The following is a 15,200-nucleotide window of genomic DNA, read 5'->3' as shown; positions in this document are numbered from 1 at the left end:
TCCGGCATCGATGGCGAGGTACCTGAACCCCGATATTTTTTCGCTCTTTAGGACCACCATGAAATACGAATCCGTACACCAGTTCCTGCAGCACGTCGCCGACCGCAACCCCGGCCAGGGCGAATTCCTGCAGGCCGTGACCGAAGTGATGGAAAGCCTGTGGCCATTCATCGCGCAACACCCGCGGTATGCCGAGCATGGTTTGCTCGACCGCCTGGTCGAGCCCGAGCGCGTGGTGATGTTCCGCGTGGCGTGGGTGGACGACCACGGGCAGGTGCACGTCAACCGCGGCTACCGGATCCAGCACAGCATGGCGATCGGTCCCTATAAAGGCGGCATGCGCTTCCACCCCTCGGTCACCCTGTCGGTGCTGAAGTTCCTCGCGTTCGAACAGACCTTCAAGAATGCGCTGACCACCCTGCCGATGGGTGGCGGCAAGGGCGGCTCCGACTTCGACCCGAAAGGAAAGAGCCCGGGCGAGATCATGCGTTTCTGCCAGGCCTTCGTGAGCGAACTGTTCCGCCACGTCGGCGCGGACACCGACGTGCCCGCCGGCGATATCGGCGTCGGCGCGCGTGAAGTCGGCTACATGGCCGGCATGATGAAGAAGCTGAGCAACCGCGCCGACTGCGTCTTTACTGGCAAGGGCCTGAGCTTCGGCGGTTCGCTGATGCGGCCGGAAGCCACAGGCTATGGCACCGTCTATTTCGCGCAAGAGATGCTCAAGACCCGCGGCCGTTCGTTCGAGGGCTTGCGGGTGAGCGTGTCGGGCTCGGGCAATGTGGCGCAGTACGCCGTGGAGAAGGCGATGGCGCTTGGCGCCCGGGTCGTCACGGTATCCGACTCGAGCGGCACGGTGATCGACATGGATGGTTTTACGACCGAGAAGCTGGCGACCCTGATGGAGGTCAAGAATCACCTGTATGGCCGCGTCAGCGACTACGCGGAACGCACCGGCAGCAAGTTCGAAGCCAGCGTGCCCCCATGGCACGTGCCGGTGGACGTGGCCCTGCCTTGCGCCACCCAGAACGAACTGGACGCCAGCGATGCCGCCACCCTGATCCGCAACGGCGTGCTGTGCGTGGCCGAGGGGGCCAATATGCCGTCGACCATCGAGGCTGCGAAGGCCTTCGAGGCGGCCGGCGTGCTGTACGCGCCGGGCAAGGCCAGCAACGCCGGCGGCGTCGCCACGTCGGGCCTCGAGATGAGCCAGAATGCCGAGCGCCTGTCCTGGCCGGGCGAGGAAGTCGACGCCCGCCTGCTGCAGATCATGCAGGGCATCCACGCCGCCTGCATCAAGTATGGCGCGCGCGCCGACGGCAGCATCAGCTATGTGGACGGCGCGAATATCGCCGGCTTCGTGAAGGTGGCGGACGCCATGCTGGCGCAAGGGGTGATTTGAGCAGCTAGCGGCGCTTCGGGGCCGCTCCGCACCGGCCGTCACGGCCATGTTTTACACGACGCCAACCCTCAGGGGTTGGCGTCGTCGTTTACAGACCGATGTTCCTGACCCACAGTACCCTCAAACTCGTCGTTCCGATATACGGACCAATATTCCATTTTTTACATGGAATCACGTTAGCGCGGCATAATGTTCCAGCAGGCCGAGATTCATCCCTACTGATAACGATATGGAGACATCATGCTTGGACGCGCTTTGCCTTTCGCTTTTCTACTGTCAACCGGATCCCTGATTTCCCTTCACGCCGCGGCGGCCACCTGGCCACTGCCGCCGGACAAGGGCGTAGTCGATAGCAGCACCGTGGCCGACATCCTCAAGGGCGACGACTACCCGGTCACCAGCGGCTATACCCGCAAGATCGACTACATCGATTTCGAATCGCATGGACAGAAATTCACCCAGGTCGTCGTCACCCTGACCCCGGACAAGCCGCGCCTGCACAAGGGCCGCAAGCTGGTCGTGGTGGGTGGCGAACCGGGCAGCGAATACGCGATGGACTTCCTGGAGACGCCGGAAGGCAAGGAAGGGCCGGGGATCTGGCTGGCCAGGCGCGGCGTCAAGTTCGTCGGCCTGACCCGGGTCGGCCGCTGGAACTTCCTGGACAAGGACGGCGTCGGCTCATGGCAGGACATTCCCCTCGACACCCGCATGCCCATTTTCAACCGCGCACAAAAAGCCCCGTGGAGCGCGGCCGATTTCGAGGTCAAGTCCGGTTCCGGCAAGCCGGCCACCTCGGGCGACAGCAATGTGTACCGCGTGCCCAAGGAAGGCTCGCCGCTGTACAGCCAGATGCTGGCGGCGACGCCGATCACCTACCTCACCGGCTACCGCAAGGCGATCGAACATGCAGTGCCGCCGGGCGAGCGCAAGGACAGTTACCTGCTGTACTGGGGCATGTCGACCGGCGGCGCCTTCCTGTATCCGCTGGCGCAGCAGGTCAAGCCCGACGGCTACCTGGGCTGGGGAACGAGCAGCTCCGGCCTGGCCTATGTCTACCGCAAGGCCACGCAGGGCGACTTCAAGACGCCGTATACCAATTCGGCGCTGCGCCTGCGCGAGCGCGGTCTCGACGATTTCGGCTACTACACGAAGGAACTCGACGAGCAGACCAGGCTGCGCTGGTGGAAGACGGCGCAGAAAGGCCCGCGCTTCAAGAGCGCGGAAGACGCGACGATGCAGTTCAATGCCGGCTCGCTGACCGAAGTCGCGATGCGCCTGTGGCTGTCCGACTCGCTGCCGGCCGCCGAACGCAAGCTCGGCCTGAGCCAGTTCATGCGCAATATGCTCGAGCCGAGCTTCCCGGCCCAGGCGCTCAAGGACGTTGCCGTGCTGGAGATGAACGGAACGCTGGACGAGGCGATTCCACCGAAAGTGGTCGATGCCCACCGTGAGGTGATGGAACCGCATGCGCGCAAGTTCAAGGTCGTGCGGGTGCAGGATTTCCACCATTACCTGTTCACGCAAGACAGCATCAAGGTGGTCGGCAACCTGTGGCTGCGGCACATCGATGCGGGCTACTTCGATGCCAGATAAGCGATAGCGGCGGGGGCGTCGCCGTCCTGCGCCGACGTTCCAGGGCCCGGCGAGGCCATGCTATTCTTGCATGGCCTCGACCACCAAGAGAAAACATGACACGCTCGCTCCCACTGTTCCTGTGCACCCTGCTGTGCGCAGCCCTCCCTGCCATCGCCCAGGTGAAGACGCCGGCCACGCCGGAAAAGATGAACCAGTTGTATGCCGACTACTGGGAAGACTACCTGCGCGAAAACCCGATCGTCGCCACCTTCAGTGGCGACAATCGCTACAACGACCGCTTCGGCGTGACCTCGTCCGCCGAGAGCCGCGCGCAAACCCGCGCGCTGGCGGAAAAATACCTGGCGCGCAGCGCCACCTTCGATCCCACGCCGTTGCCGTCGGAAGACCGCATCAGTTATGACCTGCTGCGTTACAACCTGCAGCAAAACCTCGATGGCCTGCGCTTCCCGTCCGACCTGGTGCCGGTCGACCAGTTCTCGGGCCTGCACCTGCTGATGGCCCAACTCGGCTCCGGCGCCTCGACGCAGCCGTTCCAGACCGTGCAGGACTACGACAACTGGCTCAAGCGCGCCGCCGGCTACGCCCCTGCCGTCGACAATATGATCGCCGACATGCGCAAGGGAATCTCGCAGGGCATCGTGATGCCGAAGGCGCTCATCCAGCGCGTGCTGCCGCAGCTCGAGAATGTCGGCAGCGACAATCTCGACACCAGCACCTATATGGCGCCGGTGAAGAAATTCCCGGCGTCCTTCAGCGCCGCCGACAAGACGCGCCTGACTGATGCGTACGGAAAAATGGTGCGCGAACAGCTGGCGCCGGCGAACCGCAAGCTGCTGGCCTTCATGCGCGAAACCTACCTGCCTGCAGGCCGCGACAGTGCCGGCATCGGCGCCCTGCCTGGCGGCAAGGAATGGTATGCCTTCCTGGCGCGCCGCTCGACCACGACCGACCTGGCGCCGGAAGAAATCCACGAGATCGGCCTGCGCGAAGTCGCGCGCATCCGCGCGCAGTTCGAAGAAGCCAGGGTCAAGGTCGGCTTCAAGGGCACGCTGAAGGAATTCTTCGCGCACCTCAATACGGCTCCCGAGCTGCGCTTCAAGTCACGCGAAGAGATCCAGGCCGCCTACGAGGCGATGCGTCCGCGCGTCGAGGCCAAGGTCGACCAGCTGTTCGCGCGCGTGCCCAAGGCGCCGTTCGAGATCCGCCCGGTCGAGGCCTTCCGCGAAGTGAGCGCGGCCCCGGCCTCGTACCAGCGCGGCTCGGTCGACGGCAAGCGTCCCGGCGTCTTCTACTTCAATGCCTACAAACCGGAGACCCGCACCAACTTCACGACCACCGCTTTCTTCCTGCACGAGGCGATTCCCGGTCACCATTTCGAGCGTAGCCTGGCGCAGGAAACCACCGGCCTGCCGGCCTTCCGCCGCTTTGGCGGCAGCACCGCCTTCTCGGAAGGCTGGGGCCTGTACAGCGAAATGCTGGGCCAGGAAATCGGCATGTACGACGATCCATGGCAGTGGGTGGGCCGCCTGACCGCCGAGATCTGGCGCGGCGTGCGCCTGGTGGTCGATACCGGCATCCACTCGAAGGGCTGGACGCGCGAACAGGCGATCGCCTACTTCATGGACAACGTGCCGCAGAACGAGGTGACGGCGGTGCAGGAAGTCGAGCGCTATATCGCGATCCCGGGCCAGGCCCTCAGCTACAAGATCGGCGAACTGAAGCTGCGCGAACTGCGTACGCGCGCCGAGAAAACCCTAGGCAAGGACTTCGACCTGCGCGCCTTCCACAACGAGGTGCTGTCGCACGGCGCGGTACCGCTCGATGTGCTCGAAGCCGCAACGGATCGCTGGATCGCCGCGCAAAAGAAAGGATGAGCACGACGATCGTCGTCGCTCACGGCCCGGTCACCTCGACGGGCTGGTTGACCACGGTGCGGCGGCCATGCCGGTCGACCACCGTGGCCGTCACCGTGTACTCCCCCGGCACTGCATAGGCATGGGTGGCGCTCGCGCTGCCCACGCCGCCGCGTTCGTCGATCCGGCGCGCCGCCCCGCCGCTACCATCGCCCCATGACCAGTCGACGCTGCGCGTGCCGGTCCGGTCGCCATCCACGAAGGACACCGATGCCCGCAACGTGGCGCCCACCTCGACCGTGCGCGGCGCCAGGACTGGTCCCACCGTGTGCCCGCCCCCGCGCCGCCGGTCTTGCCTGAGCAGCACCAGGCCGGCGTTCGAGCTGGCCACGATATCTCCGCTGTCGTTGATCGACAGCGCCTGTTCCAGCACCAGGGTGGGTGGAGCCTTGCGCAACAGGCGGTTCAGGTCTTGCATGCCGGTCGCGGCGTGCCAGGCGAAGGCGCGCATTACCCCACTTCTGTCCTCGGCAAAGCCGACGACCTGGCCGCGGGCATTGACGTCGCGCGCGACCGAGGTACGGCCGCCCAGGGTGCCTAGTTCGCGCATGCCGCCGCGGCGCGTCCACGACATCGCACGCTGGCGGCCGTCCGGATAACCGATGCCGCCCGCGATATGCAGGCCGGGCGTCATCGCATTCACCCAGGCCGTGGCGCCACGTCCGATGCCGAGGTCCTGCATGCCGGTCGCGCGTGTCCACAGGAACGGGCGATCGCCGCCGTCGTCCCAGGACGCCAGCCGATTGCCCGCCACCTCGCCCCCGGCGCCGACCGCGACGGCCGTCGATTCGACGCTGCCGAGCGTATCGATGTCGACCACGCCGCTGGCGCGGGTCCAGGCAAATACGCGGGTGAACTCATCGTCGATCGTCGTGACACCCGCGATCAGGCCGGCATCGTTGAGCACCCGGCCCGATGCCGGCTGCGGGTAGGCCGGGGAGATGCCCAGCTCTTCCAGGCCGCCGGCCAGGCTCCAGCGGAACGGACGCACCGGCTCCCCGAACGAGCCGGTGACGACGCCGCGGTTGTTGATCGCCCAGCCATGCGAGCGGACGCCTGCCGGCTGGGCGAGGATGCCGAGCATGCCGCGGCCTGCGCTCCACAGGAAGGCGTGTTCGATGCCGTATCGGTCCACCGCCGTGCCCGCGACCTGGCCGGCCTCGTTCAGGTCGTTTGCGTAGGCGATGCCGCCGCCCAGCGAGCCGATGTCGGTCGTGGACCCGCCGTCGTGGAAGAATGCCGTGGTGCGGCCGCCGTTCACCATCGTGAACGCCACCTGACCGGCAGTGTTGATGTGCGGGTAGGTCGCGATCGTGCCTGGCGCCAGGTTGATCACGCGGTAGGCGGCGTGTGCGCCGCTACGCTGGTCATCGAGGCGGTCCGTTGCCGGTTCTGGCTGCGCTGTCGCCGCGCCGGACATCCCCGCCAACAGTAGCGCCAGAAGCCAGAGGCACTTGAGCAGCCTGCCTGCGCCGCCGCCATTTGACACCGTTTGTACTCGAACAAGTCGCATGTCCTCTCCAGCAAGGAATGAAGCCCGAGCCCTGGTGACCATCCCCGGCGCTGTCGGACGATGGGCTTCATCATGCGTAGTGCGTGGCGCGCACGATACGCGCCGGCGCAACGTCATGCACGCGTCTGCGCTGCGCCAAGCCTGGTGTCGCGGCCATGGCACATCTTCCTTTCACCAGCGCGGGATGCGTGGCGTTGTCGTGCGCACGTGTTGCCTCGTTCAAATTTTGCCGATTCTTGCGCTAGCGAAATATAAGGGCACAGGTCTCGCGGAATAATGCATCACGATGCCTGGACGATGTCGTTCAACGTCCTACGCCAGATTTGGCAAACGTTCGCCATCGACCGCTCCATCGCCGCCAGGACGAACACACTCCCGTACAAATCAAGAGGGCCTCCGCCATGACCCAACCGTCATTCGATACCGCATGGGCAGCTTCACAACGCATTTACGACCCGATCAATCCCGGTGACCGGGTCGCGAAAATAATTGGAGGAAATGTCGAAAAGAATATCGACAATCCGGCGGCCTCCCAGCGTTGGGAAAACACTTGTGCCGTGCGGATGAGTTATATACTCGGCCAGGCGGGACTGAGAATACCGAGCATCCGAGGACAGACAGTCTCCGGAGCGGACGGGCGCAAATACTTCTTCCGGGTACGCGACCTGATTGGCTTCTTGACACAACAGTGGGGGACAGCCGAGATCGTGAAATATCCAGCCTCCGGCGGCGGCACACTGGCAGGCAAAAAAGGGGTCGTACTTTTTGAAGTATCCGGCTGGTCGAATGCACAGGGGCATGCCACGCTTTACGACGGCAGTTCCTGCTACGACCACTGTTATTTCAATGCGCCAGAAGTAGCTTATCGAACGGATCGTGCACATTTCTGGAGCTTGCGATGAAGTCGCTCTATCCATGCATGGCGATGATGGCGTCCATCCTGTTGTGTCCCCCAGCTCATGCTTCGCCTCGCGAAATGACTTCGCCCCAGGCAGTTGCCCGCACGCACGCGCAAAATTACAAGGACCTGGTACTGGCAAACTGCCTGGCGCAGGCTTATCGCAACGAAGCCGGCGCATCGGCCGATATCGGAAGCAGTGTCAGCGCCTTGCGTGACTGGACCTACTTCGATATGGAAAAGAGCCCGGACGCAGTCAAGTCATTGGTGGACAGCTATCTGGCCCGGGATTACAGCAATCCTCTCGTCGAATCGGAAATCAAAGGCATTCGGTTCGATTTCCTGAAGTGCATGGACCTGTACCACAGCAAAGCGCTGGAAGACCTGGTGAAACGCCTCGTCGTGCATCCGAAGCGCGTCTACAAGCAGGGGCCTTGACCTACCGGCAGCTTCGCGCCGGCGCAATCGGCCCTCTGCGCGCAATCACGCCGTACGCGCCAGCGCCTTCTTGACGTTCTCCGGCGTCATCGGCGCGCGCCGCAGGCGCACGCCGGTGGCGTCGTAGAAGGCGTTGGCCAGCGCCGCCGGGATGACGCGGCAGGTCGCTTCGCCGGCGCCGGTCGGCGCGACCTCGGGGCGGTCGATCAGCACGATGTCGATGGTCTCCGGCGCGTCGGCCATCTCGAGGATCGGATAGCTGCCCCAATCCACGCTGGTGACCATATTCGTGTCGAATTTCACTTCCTCGAACAGCGCGCGCGACAGGCCCTGCACCAGGCCGCCCTCGATCGTGTGACGCAAGCCCTGCGGATTGACCACCAGGCCGCAATCGTGGGCCACGGTGAACTTGCGGCCCCAGATGCGGCCGCTCGCGGGCTCGACGTCGATCTCGGCGACGACCGCGAGCACGGTGCCCCCGCGCTGGGCATAGGCGATGCCGCGGCCCTTGAGGACCTCGCCTTTCTGCCTGGTGCGCAGCCCGGTCGAAGCCTTCCAGCCCGATTTCTCGGCCGCCGTCCTGACCACGGCCCGGTCACGCTCGCCGGTCAGGTTCGCGAGGCGGAACGCGACCGGGTCGGCGCCGGTCGCGATGGCCAGTTCGTCGATGAACTGCTCGCTCGCGAACTGGATCTGCAGGCCGACCGGATCGCGCATGTGCGAGGTGCGCAAGGGCGAACTGCGTTCCAGCAGCGGCGGGATCGTCTCCCAGGCCAGCATCTTGTTGGCGAAGCCATAGGTCTCGGCGGGGATGCCGAAATTCTGGCCCGGATCGAGCGGCATGCCGAGCTCCATGCCGGCCAGGCTGTGGCGCGGGTCGGACTCGTTGCTGTCGATGTCGGCGCGCGAGAAGCCGCGCGAGACGAATTCATAGCCCACGACCTTGCCGCCGGCATCGATCGCGGCGCGCGCCCGGTGCACCGATGCCGGCGCCTTCGGATCCCAGGCGGTGCCGTCGATGCGCATGCCCTGCACGCGCACCGGGCGGCCGGTGAGTTTCGACAGCAGCGCGGCGTCGATGGCGGCGTCGCCGGCGTCGTTGCGGCCATACGAGCCCGGGCCCGGCACATAGATGCCCTGCACCTGGTCCGGCTCCAGGCCCAGCATTTTGGCAACCCCGTCGCGCGCATGGTGCGGCTTCTGGCTACCGGTCCAGACCCTGGCATTGCCGGGCGTGGCGTCGACCAGCGCGCAGGCCGGCCCCATGCTGGCATGCGACTGGAACGGCCACTCGTATTCGGCGTCGATCACGCGCGCCTGGCCATCGAAGGCCTTGGCCAGGTCGCCGCGCTTTTCCTCGTCGGCGCGCTTGACCACCTTCGCCGTGCGGACATGGTCGAACAGCTTGTCGACGCCGGGCAGCGGGTTGGTCGGCTCGCTCCAGGTCACCGCCAGCGCACGCGCCGCGCCGATGGCGTCCCATTCCTTCTCCGCCACCACGGCGACGAAGTTCTTCTCATGGATCACGCGCGCACCGGGAAAAGCCTTGATCGAGCCCGCATCGACCTTGAGCGGCACGCCGCCGGCATGGGGCGTGCGCACCACCCGTCCATGCAGCATGTTCGGCAGCCTCATCTCGCTCACATACCCGGCAGTGCCGTACACCTTCCAGGCCACGTCGCGGCGGTCGACCGACTTGCCGACCACCTTGTACTGCGACGGCGGCTTGGGCTTGGCCTTGCCGCTGACGTTCATCTGGTTGCCGTCCTTCTTGTTCCACTCGACGGGCGCGTTGAAGTAATCCCCGCCGACCAGGTCGGCGTAGCTCACCGACTTCGCGGCGTCGCCGCGCACCGCGACGCGGCCGTTCTCGACGTCCAGGCGCTCGGGCGCCGCGCCGAGCTTGTGCGACGCCATGTCGAGCAGCAGGCGGCGCGCCTCGGCGGCGGCATTGCGCAGCGGCTTGGCGCCGGCCTGGATCCCGAGCGCACTGGACGCGCCGCCCTGGTTCAGGCAGACCGTGGTGTCGCCCATCACGACGTCGACCTGGTCGACGGCGACGTCGAGTTCTTCGGCGACCACCTGGGCGATCGCCACTTCGAGGCCCTGGCCCAGGTCGACCTTGCCGTAATAGGCGGTGACGCGGCCATCGGGCCCGATGGCGATCCAGCTGTCGAGCTCCTCGGGCCGCAGGGCCGGCTTCTTGCCTGCCCGTTTGCCTGCCAGCGTGCCGGCGGGCTGCACAGGACTGGCGAGCACCGACTGCGGCGCGATGGCGCAGACGACGAGGGCGCCGGCCGCCTGCAGGAACTGGCGCCGCTGCAGCGACGAATGATTGGTGTGATCGGTCATGTCGCCCCCTAGGCCATCTTGGTCTGCGCGCGCTTGATGGCGCGCAGGATGGAGACATGGGTGCCGCAACGGCACTTGAGGCCGGCGCAAGCTTCGCGGATCTGCGTGTCGCTCGCCTTCGGATTCGATTCCAGCAGGGCGGCGCCGGTCATCATCCAGCCACTCAGGCAGTAGCCGCATTGCGGTACCTGCTCTTCGACGAAGGCGGCCTGGATCGGATGCGGCTTCTCGGGCGTGCCGAGGCCGCGGATGGTCTTGACCTGCTTGCCGGCGACCGCCGACACGGGCAGCAGGCAGGAACGCACCGGCACGCCGTCGAGCTGGACGGTGCAGGCGCCGCACTGGCCGAGTCCGCATCCGAACTTGGGATTGTCCAGCTTCAGATCGTCGCGCAGGGCATACAGCAAGGGCATGTCCGGGCTGGCGTCGATCGCCACCCGCTTGCCGTCTACATCAAATTGTACTGTTGGCATATTGTCTCCGAAATCCGCTGTCTTGCAGCGGCAGTAGTCCGTTTTGGTCCCCCTGTCGTCGACGTCTCTTGCCCCAACCTGCAGGCCTGCGCGCCTTGCCATCCGATCCGGGTGAGGCCCTATCTAAGCACATTTTTACGAAGAACGGTATAATTTGAACCGTCGTTCCACATAAAGGAACGATAAGAAATTTACAGGAAAGCTATGTATACGATCGTCTTCATGCGCCATGGCGAGTCCACCTGGAACCTGGAAAACCGTTTCACCGGCTGGGCCGACGTCGACCTGACCGACCAGGGTGTGCGCGAGGCGCGCGACGCCGGCCGCGCACTGCGCGACGCTGGCTTCTGCTTTGACCTGGCCTACACCTCGGTACTCAGGCGCGCGATCCGCACCCTGTGGCTGGCGCTGGACGAGATGGACCTGATGTACGTCCCGATCAGGAACGACTGGCGCCTGAACGAGCGCCACTACGGCGCCCTGCAGGGACTGGACAAGGCCGAAACGGCCGCCGAATTCGGCGACGAGCAGGTGTTGTTGTGGCGCCGCAGCTACGATGTCGCACCGGACGCGCTCGACGGGGACGATCCGCGCAATGCCTTCGACGATCCGCGCTATGCCGCCCTGCCCCGGCATGCCATCCCGGCGACCGAGTGCCTGAAGGACACCGTCGCGCGCCTGATGCCGGCCTGGAACGACGAGATTGCCCCCGCCATCCGCGCCGGCAAGAAGATCCTGGTCTCGGCCCACGGCAACAGCCTGCGCGCCCTCATCAAGATACTCGACGGGATCAGCGACAGCGACATCGTCGGCCTGAATATCCCGAACGGCCGGCCGCTGGTCTACGAACTGGACGCGCAACTGAAACCGATCCGCCACTACTACCTCGAGTAGGCGGCGCCGGCACGGACCGGCAAAGCGGATCAGCGATGCGGATGGATGTGGCTGTGCCCGGGCTGGTGATGGCCGTCGTCATGGATCTCCACCGGCACCAGGTGCACGCTGCCATGGCGCACGCCGGTCTGGGCGATCATGCCGTCGGCCGTGGCGCGCACGTCGCTCATGCGTCCCTTGAGCACGACGGTCTCCAGGCAGTTTTCATGGTCCAGGTGGACGTGCAGCGTCGCCAGCGCGACGTTGTGGTGCGCATGCTGGATCTGCGTCAGGCGGTTCGACAGCTGGCGCTCGTGATGGTCGTAGACATAGCTGACGGTGGCCACGCACCACTGGGCCCGGCCAGGCGCCAGCTCGGCCTCGTCCAGCGCCTTGCGCACCAGGTCGCGAAAAGCCTCGGAGCGGTTCAGGTAACCCTTGCGCGCCACCAGCTGGTCGAACGTATCCGCCAGGTCGTCGTCGACCGAAATCGTCAAGCGCCGCATCGTTTCACCTGCCAAGAAAGAAGATTGAACATCGGGGACGGCCGCATACCACGCCCGGCTCAGGCGGCCTTCGACCCATGCTGGAACAGGTGCGCGTGCTCACCCGTGCCATGGCGGTGGCGATGGGCATGCGCGAGGTTGACCCGCTGCAGCAGCGCATGGTCGGCCAGCGCCGGCTGCAGGCGGCCGTCGTAGGCGAGGCGCCCGTCTTCGCCGACGATCAGGCAGCGCTCGCCGAATTCCGCCGCCATCCTCAGGTCATGGGTGCACACCACCACGGTCGCGCCGGTGTCGAGCAGGAAGTCGACCAGCCAGCCGGTCGCGCGCGGATCGAGGCTGGCCGACGGTTCGTCGAGCAGGACGACCTTCGGATCGAGCACCAGGATCGAGGCCAGCGCCACCTTCTGCTTCTCGCCGCCGGACAACGCGAACGGCGGCTTGTCGAGCAGCGGCTGCAGGCGCAGCGCCGAGGCCCAGTAGTCGACCCGTTGCTCGACGTCGGTCCAGCCCAGCTTGCGCGGGGCGTAGGCGATTTCGTCGCGCACGGTGGGATTGAACAGCATCGCGTCCGGCTGCTGGAACAGCAGCACCACTTCGCGCCGGAAGCGGCGCACCCAGTCGCGTTCGCGCATGCGCGCCGGGCCGACCTCTTCGCCGCCGTAGCGATACGATCCGGCGGTCGGGAATACCAGGCCGTTCAGGAGCTTCAGCAGCGTCGACTTGCCGCAGCCGTTCGCGCCCAGCAGCACCACTTTCTCGCCGGCGTCCAGGCGGAACGACAGGCCGGACAGCGACTGCGGCGCATCCGGCCAGGCGAAATCCACATCGTTCATTTCAATCATCGAAACTCCCCCGTGAACGCATCGCCATGGCCGTGTCGGCGGCGCTGCAGATGGATTTGTCGAACAGGTGGCTGGCCTGGGCGGACGCGTGGCGTGCGCGGTCGGCCAGCGCGATGGCGGCGCAATTGCGGCTGGCGAAGGCCAGGCGGAAGTCGCGCACGATGCGCGTGAATGCCGCCACCTGCCCCACCGCCAGCGCCGCCAGGAACGATAGCGTGGGCGAGAATGCCAGCGCCTGCAGCAGGTTGACGCGGCCGACGAACCAGAAGCCCAGGTAGACCAGCAGCAGCACGCGCAGGTTCACGAGCAGCAGGTAGTGGCCCGAGAATCGGTCCTGCCACAACGCTACCACCAGGTAGCCGAGGCTGACCGAGAGATTGAAGGCCAGCACCGCCTTGAGCGCGCGCCGCAGCAGGCGCCAGCGTTCGCTGCTGCCGCACGCCAGCGCCAGGGCCAGCAGCGCCGCGAGCAGCCATGGCTGGTGCACGAAGGTCAGGGCGACCACCGCCGCCAGGTAGGCGGCCAGCCAGCGCCGCGGATTCATCGAGAGACTCATGCCAGGCTCCAGCGGCGCATCCGGGCGAAACGCCAGACGAACAGCGTCAGCACCGCCTCACCCACGCCGATCAGCGCATGCGGCGCCAGCACCGCGGGCAGCACGATCGAATAGCCGAAGGGGAAGAACAGCGGCGCCCCGTCGGCGCCATGCGCGATCAGGGGCTGCAGCCCGAGCACCAGGGCCACGATCAGGGCCGGCAGCATCACCGAACACCAGGCCGCCGCGGCCACGGCCGCCGTGTCGCCGAAGCGGCGCAGCGCGCGGAATACCAGCGAGGCCGCCAGCGATCCCACCAGCCCCATCGCCAGCGCATTGATCGCCAGCGCCGTGATGCCACCGGCGCCGAACAGGAGCGACTGCAGCATCAGCACCAGGCTGTACGACAGGAAGGCGAGGCGCACGCCGAACAGCAGCGCCAGCATCGCCACCCCGAGCGCGTGGCCCGAGGTCCCGCCGGGCATGGGCACCATGACCAGGCCCAGTCCATAGGCCAGGGCCGTCATCGCCGCCAGCTTGGGGACCGTCTGTTCGTCGAGCTGGTCGCGCAGGCTGCGCGCCGCCCAGGACCAGGCCACGCCGGCCAGCGCATAGGCGGGGAGATAGGTTTGCGGTGAGATGAAACCGTCGGGAATGTGCATGGTGCCCCCAATGATCGTTACGGTCGGTTGTCAAGGTCGATTGTCATGCAGGTCTCCGGCGCCGCAGCAGCAGCGCCAGCGCGGCGAACGTGACCAGGATTACCGCCAGCCCGGACAGCAGGCGCATGGCGCGGCCCGGGTCGGCGGCCACCGGCGCCGTCGGCGCCGCCGCAGCGTCGGCCCGGGCGTCGAAGTTCAGGTCGACGCCATGGCCATCGGCCGAAAAGCTGCGCAGGCGCCACGAGGTGGTGTCGTCGGACGCGAACAGCACCCGGCCCTTGTAGTCGGTGCGACCGGTCTGCACCGGCTGTTCGCGCCCCTTGGCGAACAGCTCGTACTGTTCGTAGGCGAAGGGTTCGCCGTCGGCATACACCAGGCGCACGACCACCGCGGCTCCCGGGGCGATCTCGTGCTGGACCTCGTGGGCGCCCGCCACGCCAGCCCAGGCGAAGGCGATGGCCGCGACGAATTGCGCGCGGCGCTTCATTGGGCCACGAACACCAGGTTGGCCGAGGTCGACAACACGTCGGCCTGTAGATCGTTCTTCAGGTCCTGCTTGTGGCTCACGCTGATCACCTGCTTGCCGGCCAGCGCGGGAAGCGCCGCCTTGCCCGCGGCATCGCTCTGCGCCGACACTTCGGGGCCGCCGACGACGCGGGTGACGGTGGCGCCGGCCAGCGGCTTACCCTGCCACAGCACCTGCACTTCGACCGGCTTGCCGGCCACCGGCGCGCTGGCGCCGAGCGGCACGATTTCCAGGTCCTGGCCGCGCGGACGGGTGGCGGCCGGGCCCCAGGCGTACACGGTCTTGCCGAACTTGATCGCATGCGAGGCGCTGAGGGCGCCGGCGACTTCGTTCTTCGGCTGGTTCTTCTGGCCTTCGGTGGTCTTGGTCCAGAAGCCGTTATCGTAGGTCAGCGTGACCAGGGCCGGCTTGCCGGCCACGGTGAAGGTCACGCCGCCCGGGGCGGCGGTCTGCGCCAGCTTGAGCGGCGCGCCGGCGGCGTCCACCGCCACCAGTTCCTTGACCTTGGCGGGGGCGTATTCTTCGAGCTTGCCGTCGTGGCCGAACACCACGGCATAGCCGGCGCCGCGCGCCTCGTTCCAGGCGTCGTGCGCCTGGGCGGGCGTGGCGGCGATGCCGAGGGCCAGGACCAGGGGGGTGAGTGCAATGCGATGTTTCATGTCGTGTCTCCT

15 protein-coding genes are annotated in these 15,200 nt (G+C 66.4%); 6 read left to right on the top strand and 9 right to left on the bottom strand.

From position 1 onward, the window contains the following. Window positions 1-58: 58 nt before the first annotated feature. The 3 genes from gdhA (at window position 59) to Q9246_RS04235 (ending at window position 4,872) form a co-directional block, all read left to right on the top strand. Complete coding sequence (gene gdhA, locus Q9246_RS04245; protein ID WP_306395695.1) at window positions 59-1,402, top strand: NADP-specific glutamate dehydrogenase; 1,344 nt, start codon at window positions 59-61, stop codon at window positions 1,400-1,402. Window positions 1,403-1,762: 360 nt separating this feature from the next. Beyond that, window positions 1,763-2,995 (top strand): hypothetical protein, encoded by a 1,233-nt coding sequence (locus Q9246_RS04240; RefSeq protein ID WP_306395694.1) that lies wholly within the window; start codon window positions 1,763-1,765, stop codon window positions 2,993-2,995. A 95-nt stretch (window positions 2,996-3,090) separates the two neighbouring features. Continuing rightward, window positions 3,091-4,872, top strand: coding sequence for a DUF885 domain-containing protein (locus tag Q9246_RS04235; RefSeq protein WP_306395693.1), 1,782 nt, complete (start codon window positions 3,091-3,093; stop codon window positions 4,870-4,872). Between the two features lie 19 nt (window positions 4,873-4,891). Here the strand turns inward: Q9246_RS04235 and Q9246_RS04230 are convergent, their stop codons facing one another. Continuing rightward, on the bottom strand, window positions 4,892-6,331 hold the full coding sequence (locus tag Q9246_RS04230; protein ID WP_306398073.1) for a PKD domain-containing protein: 1,440 nt from the start codon (window positions 6,329-6,331) through the stop codon (window positions 4,892-4,894). Between the two features lie 494 nt (window positions 6,332-6,825). Here Q9246_RS04230 and Q9246_RS04225 point away from each other — a divergent pair, with 494 nt between their 5' ends. Together Q9246_RS04225 and Q9246_RS04220 are read left to right on the top strand one after the other, a co-directional pair. Further along, complete coding sequence (locus Q9246_RS04225) at window positions 6,826-7,326, top strand: type VI secretion system amidase effector protein Tae4 (RefSeq protein ID WP_306395692.1); 501 nt, start codon at window positions 6,826-6,828, stop codon at window positions 7,324-7,326. A 23-nt stretch (window positions 7,327-7,349) separates the two neighbouring features. Continuing rightward, a complete protein-coding gene (locus Q9246_RS04220; protein WP_306398071.1) occupies window positions 7,350-7,760 on the top strand; it encodes a type VI secretion system amidase immunity protein Tai4 in 411 nt (136 codons plus the stop codon). Window positions 7,761-7,805: 45 nt separating this feature from the next. On the opposite strand, the gene Q9246_RS04215 is transcribed toward Q9246_RS04220, so the two are convergent. Continuing rightward, window positions 7,806-10,112 (bottom strand): xanthine dehydrogenase family protein molybdopterin-binding subunit, encoded by a 2,307-nt coding sequence (locus Q9246_RS04215; RefSeq protein ID WP_306395691.1) that lies wholly within the window; start codon window positions 10,110-10,112, stop codon window positions 7,806-7,808. 8 nt (window positions 10,113-10,120) lie between these two features. Further along, a complete protein-coding gene (locus tag Q9246_RS04210) occupies window positions 10,121-10,585 on the bottom strand; it encodes a (2Fe-2S)-binding protein (RefSeq protein ID WP_306395690.1) in 465 nt (154 codons plus the stop codon). 204 nt (window positions 10,586-10,789) lie between these two features. On the opposite strand from Q9246_RS04210, the gene gpmA reads away from it, so the two are divergent. Next, window positions 10,790-11,479 carry a 2,3-diphosphoglycerate-dependent phosphoglycerate mutase gene (gpmA, locus tag Q9246_RS04205; RefSeq protein ID WP_306395689.1) on the top strand — a complete coding sequence of 230 codons (690 nt, stop codon included), beginning with the start codon at window positions 10,790-10,792 and terminating at the stop codon, window positions 11,477-11,479. Between the two features lie 29 nt (window positions 11,480-11,508). Here the strand turns inward: gpmA and nikR are convergent, their stop codons facing one another. From nikR to Q9246_RS04175, 6 genes are read right to left on the bottom strand one after another with little or no spacing between them, the layout of a single operon-like run. Next, complete coding sequence (gene nikR / locus Q9246_RS04200) at window positions 11,509-11,964, bottom strand: nickel-responsive transcriptional regulator NikR (protein WP_306395688.1); 456 nt, start codon at window positions 11,962-11,964, stop codon at window positions 11,509-11,511. 59 nt (window positions 11,965-12,023) lie between these two features. Continuing rightward, window positions 12,024-12,806, bottom strand: coding sequence for an energy-coupling factor ABC transporter ATP-binding protein (locus Q9246_RS04195; RefSeq protein WP_306395687.1), 783 nt, complete (start codon window positions 12,804-12,806; stop codon window positions 12,024-12,026). Continuing rightward, entirely contained in the window at window positions 12,799-13,362 is a 564-nt protein-coding gene (locus Q9246_RS04190; protein ID WP_306395686.1) for an ABC transporter permease, read from the bottom strand. The genes Q9246_RS04195 and Q9246_RS04190 overlap by 8 nt, the downstream gene beginning before the upstream one ends. Continuing rightward, entirely contained in the window at window positions 13,359-14,003 is a 645-nt protein-coding gene (locus Q9246_RS04185) for an energy-coupling factor ABC transporter permease (protein WP_306395685.1), read from the bottom strand. The genes Q9246_RS04190 and Q9246_RS04185 overlap by 4 nt, the downstream gene beginning before the upstream one ends. Before the next feature lie 43 nt (window positions 14,004-14,046). Next, window positions 14,047-14,490: an ABC transporter permease gene (locus Q9246_RS04180; protein ID WP_306395684.1), complete on the bottom strand. Its 444-nt coding sequence runs from the start codon at window positions 14,488-14,490 to the stop codon at window positions 14,047-14,049. Continuing rightward, complete coding sequence (locus tag Q9246_RS04175) at window positions 14,487-15,188, bottom strand: DUF4198 domain-containing protein (protein WP_306395683.1); 702 nt, start codon at window positions 15,186-15,188, stop codon at window positions 14,487-14,489. Before Q9246_RS04175 ends, Q9246_RS04180 begins: the two co-directional genes overlap by 4 nt. Window positions 15,189-15,200: the final 12 nt, after the last annotated feature.

Source organism: Telluria beijingensis, from assembly GCF_030770395.1.
In the GTDB taxonomy this organism is placed as follows: domain Bacteria; phylum Pseudomonadota; class Gammaproteobacteria; order Burkholderiales; family Burkholderiaceae_D; genus Telluria; species Telluria beijingensis.
The sequence above is the reverse complement of the archived record's forward strand: the minus strand, read 5'-3'. Positions and strand labels throughout refer to the sequence as shown.

What these genes read in the sequence shown, in the direction of transcription:
- gdhA (WP_306395695.1), top strand. Translation starts at nt 59, where the DNA reads ATGAAATACGAATCCGTACACCAGTTCCTGCAGCACGTCGCCGACCGC.
- Q9246_RS04235 (WP_306395693.1), top strand. Translation starts at nt 3,091, where the DNA reads ATGACACGCTCGCTCCCACTGTTCCTGTGCACCCTGCTGTGCGCAGCC.
- Q9246_RS04230 (WP_306398073.1), bottom strand. Translation starts at nt 6,331, where the DNA reads ATGTCCGGCGCGGCGACAGCGCAGCCAGAACCGGCAACGGACCGCCTC.
- Q9246_RS04225 (WP_306395692.1), top strand. Translation starts at nt 6,826, where the DNA reads ATGACCCAACCGTCATTCGATACCGCATGGGCAGCTTCACAACGCATT.
- Q9246_RS04220 (WP_306398071.1), top strand. Translation starts at nt 7,350, where the DNA reads ATGATGGCGTCCATCCTGTTGTGTCCCCCAGCTCATGCTTCGCCTCGC.
- Q9246_RS04215 (WP_306395691.1), bottom strand. Translation starts at nt 10,112, where the DNA reads ATGACCGATCACACCAATCATTCGTCGCTGCAGCGGCGCCAGTTCCTG.
- Q9246_RS04210 (WP_306395690.1), bottom strand. Translation starts at nt 10,585, where the DNA reads ATGCCAACAGTACAATTTGATGTAGACGGCAAGCGGGTGGCGATCGAC.
- gpmA (WP_306395689.1), top strand. Translation starts at nt 10,790, where the DNA reads ATGTATACGATCGTCTTCATGCGCCATGGCGAGTCCACCTGGAACCTG.
- nikR (WP_306395688.1), bottom strand. Translation starts at nt 11,964, where the DNA reads ATGCGGCGCTTGACGATTTCGGTCGACGACGACCTGGCGGATACGTTC.
- Q9246_RS04195 (WP_306395687.1), bottom strand. Translation starts at nt 12,806, where the DNA reads ATGATTGAAATGAACGATGTGGATTTCGCCTGGCCGGATGCGCCGCAG.
- Q9246_RS04190 (WP_306395686.1), bottom strand. Translation starts at nt 13,362, where the DNA reads ATGAGTCTCTCGATGAATCCGCGGCGCTGGCTGGCCGCCTACCTGGCG.
- Q9246_RS04185 (WP_306395685.1), bottom strand. Translation starts at nt 14,003, where the DNA reads ATGCACATTCCCGACGGTTTCATCTCACCGCAAACCTATCTCCCCGCC.
- Q9246_RS04180 (WP_306395684.1), bottom strand. Translation starts at nt 14,490, where the DNA reads ATGAAGCGCCGCGCGCAATTCGTCGCGGCCATCGCCTTCGCCTGGGCT.
- Q9246_RS04175 (WP_306395683.1), bottom strand. Translation starts at nt 15,188, where the DNA reads ATGAAACATCGCATTGCACTCACCCCCCTGGTCCTGGCCCTCGGCATC.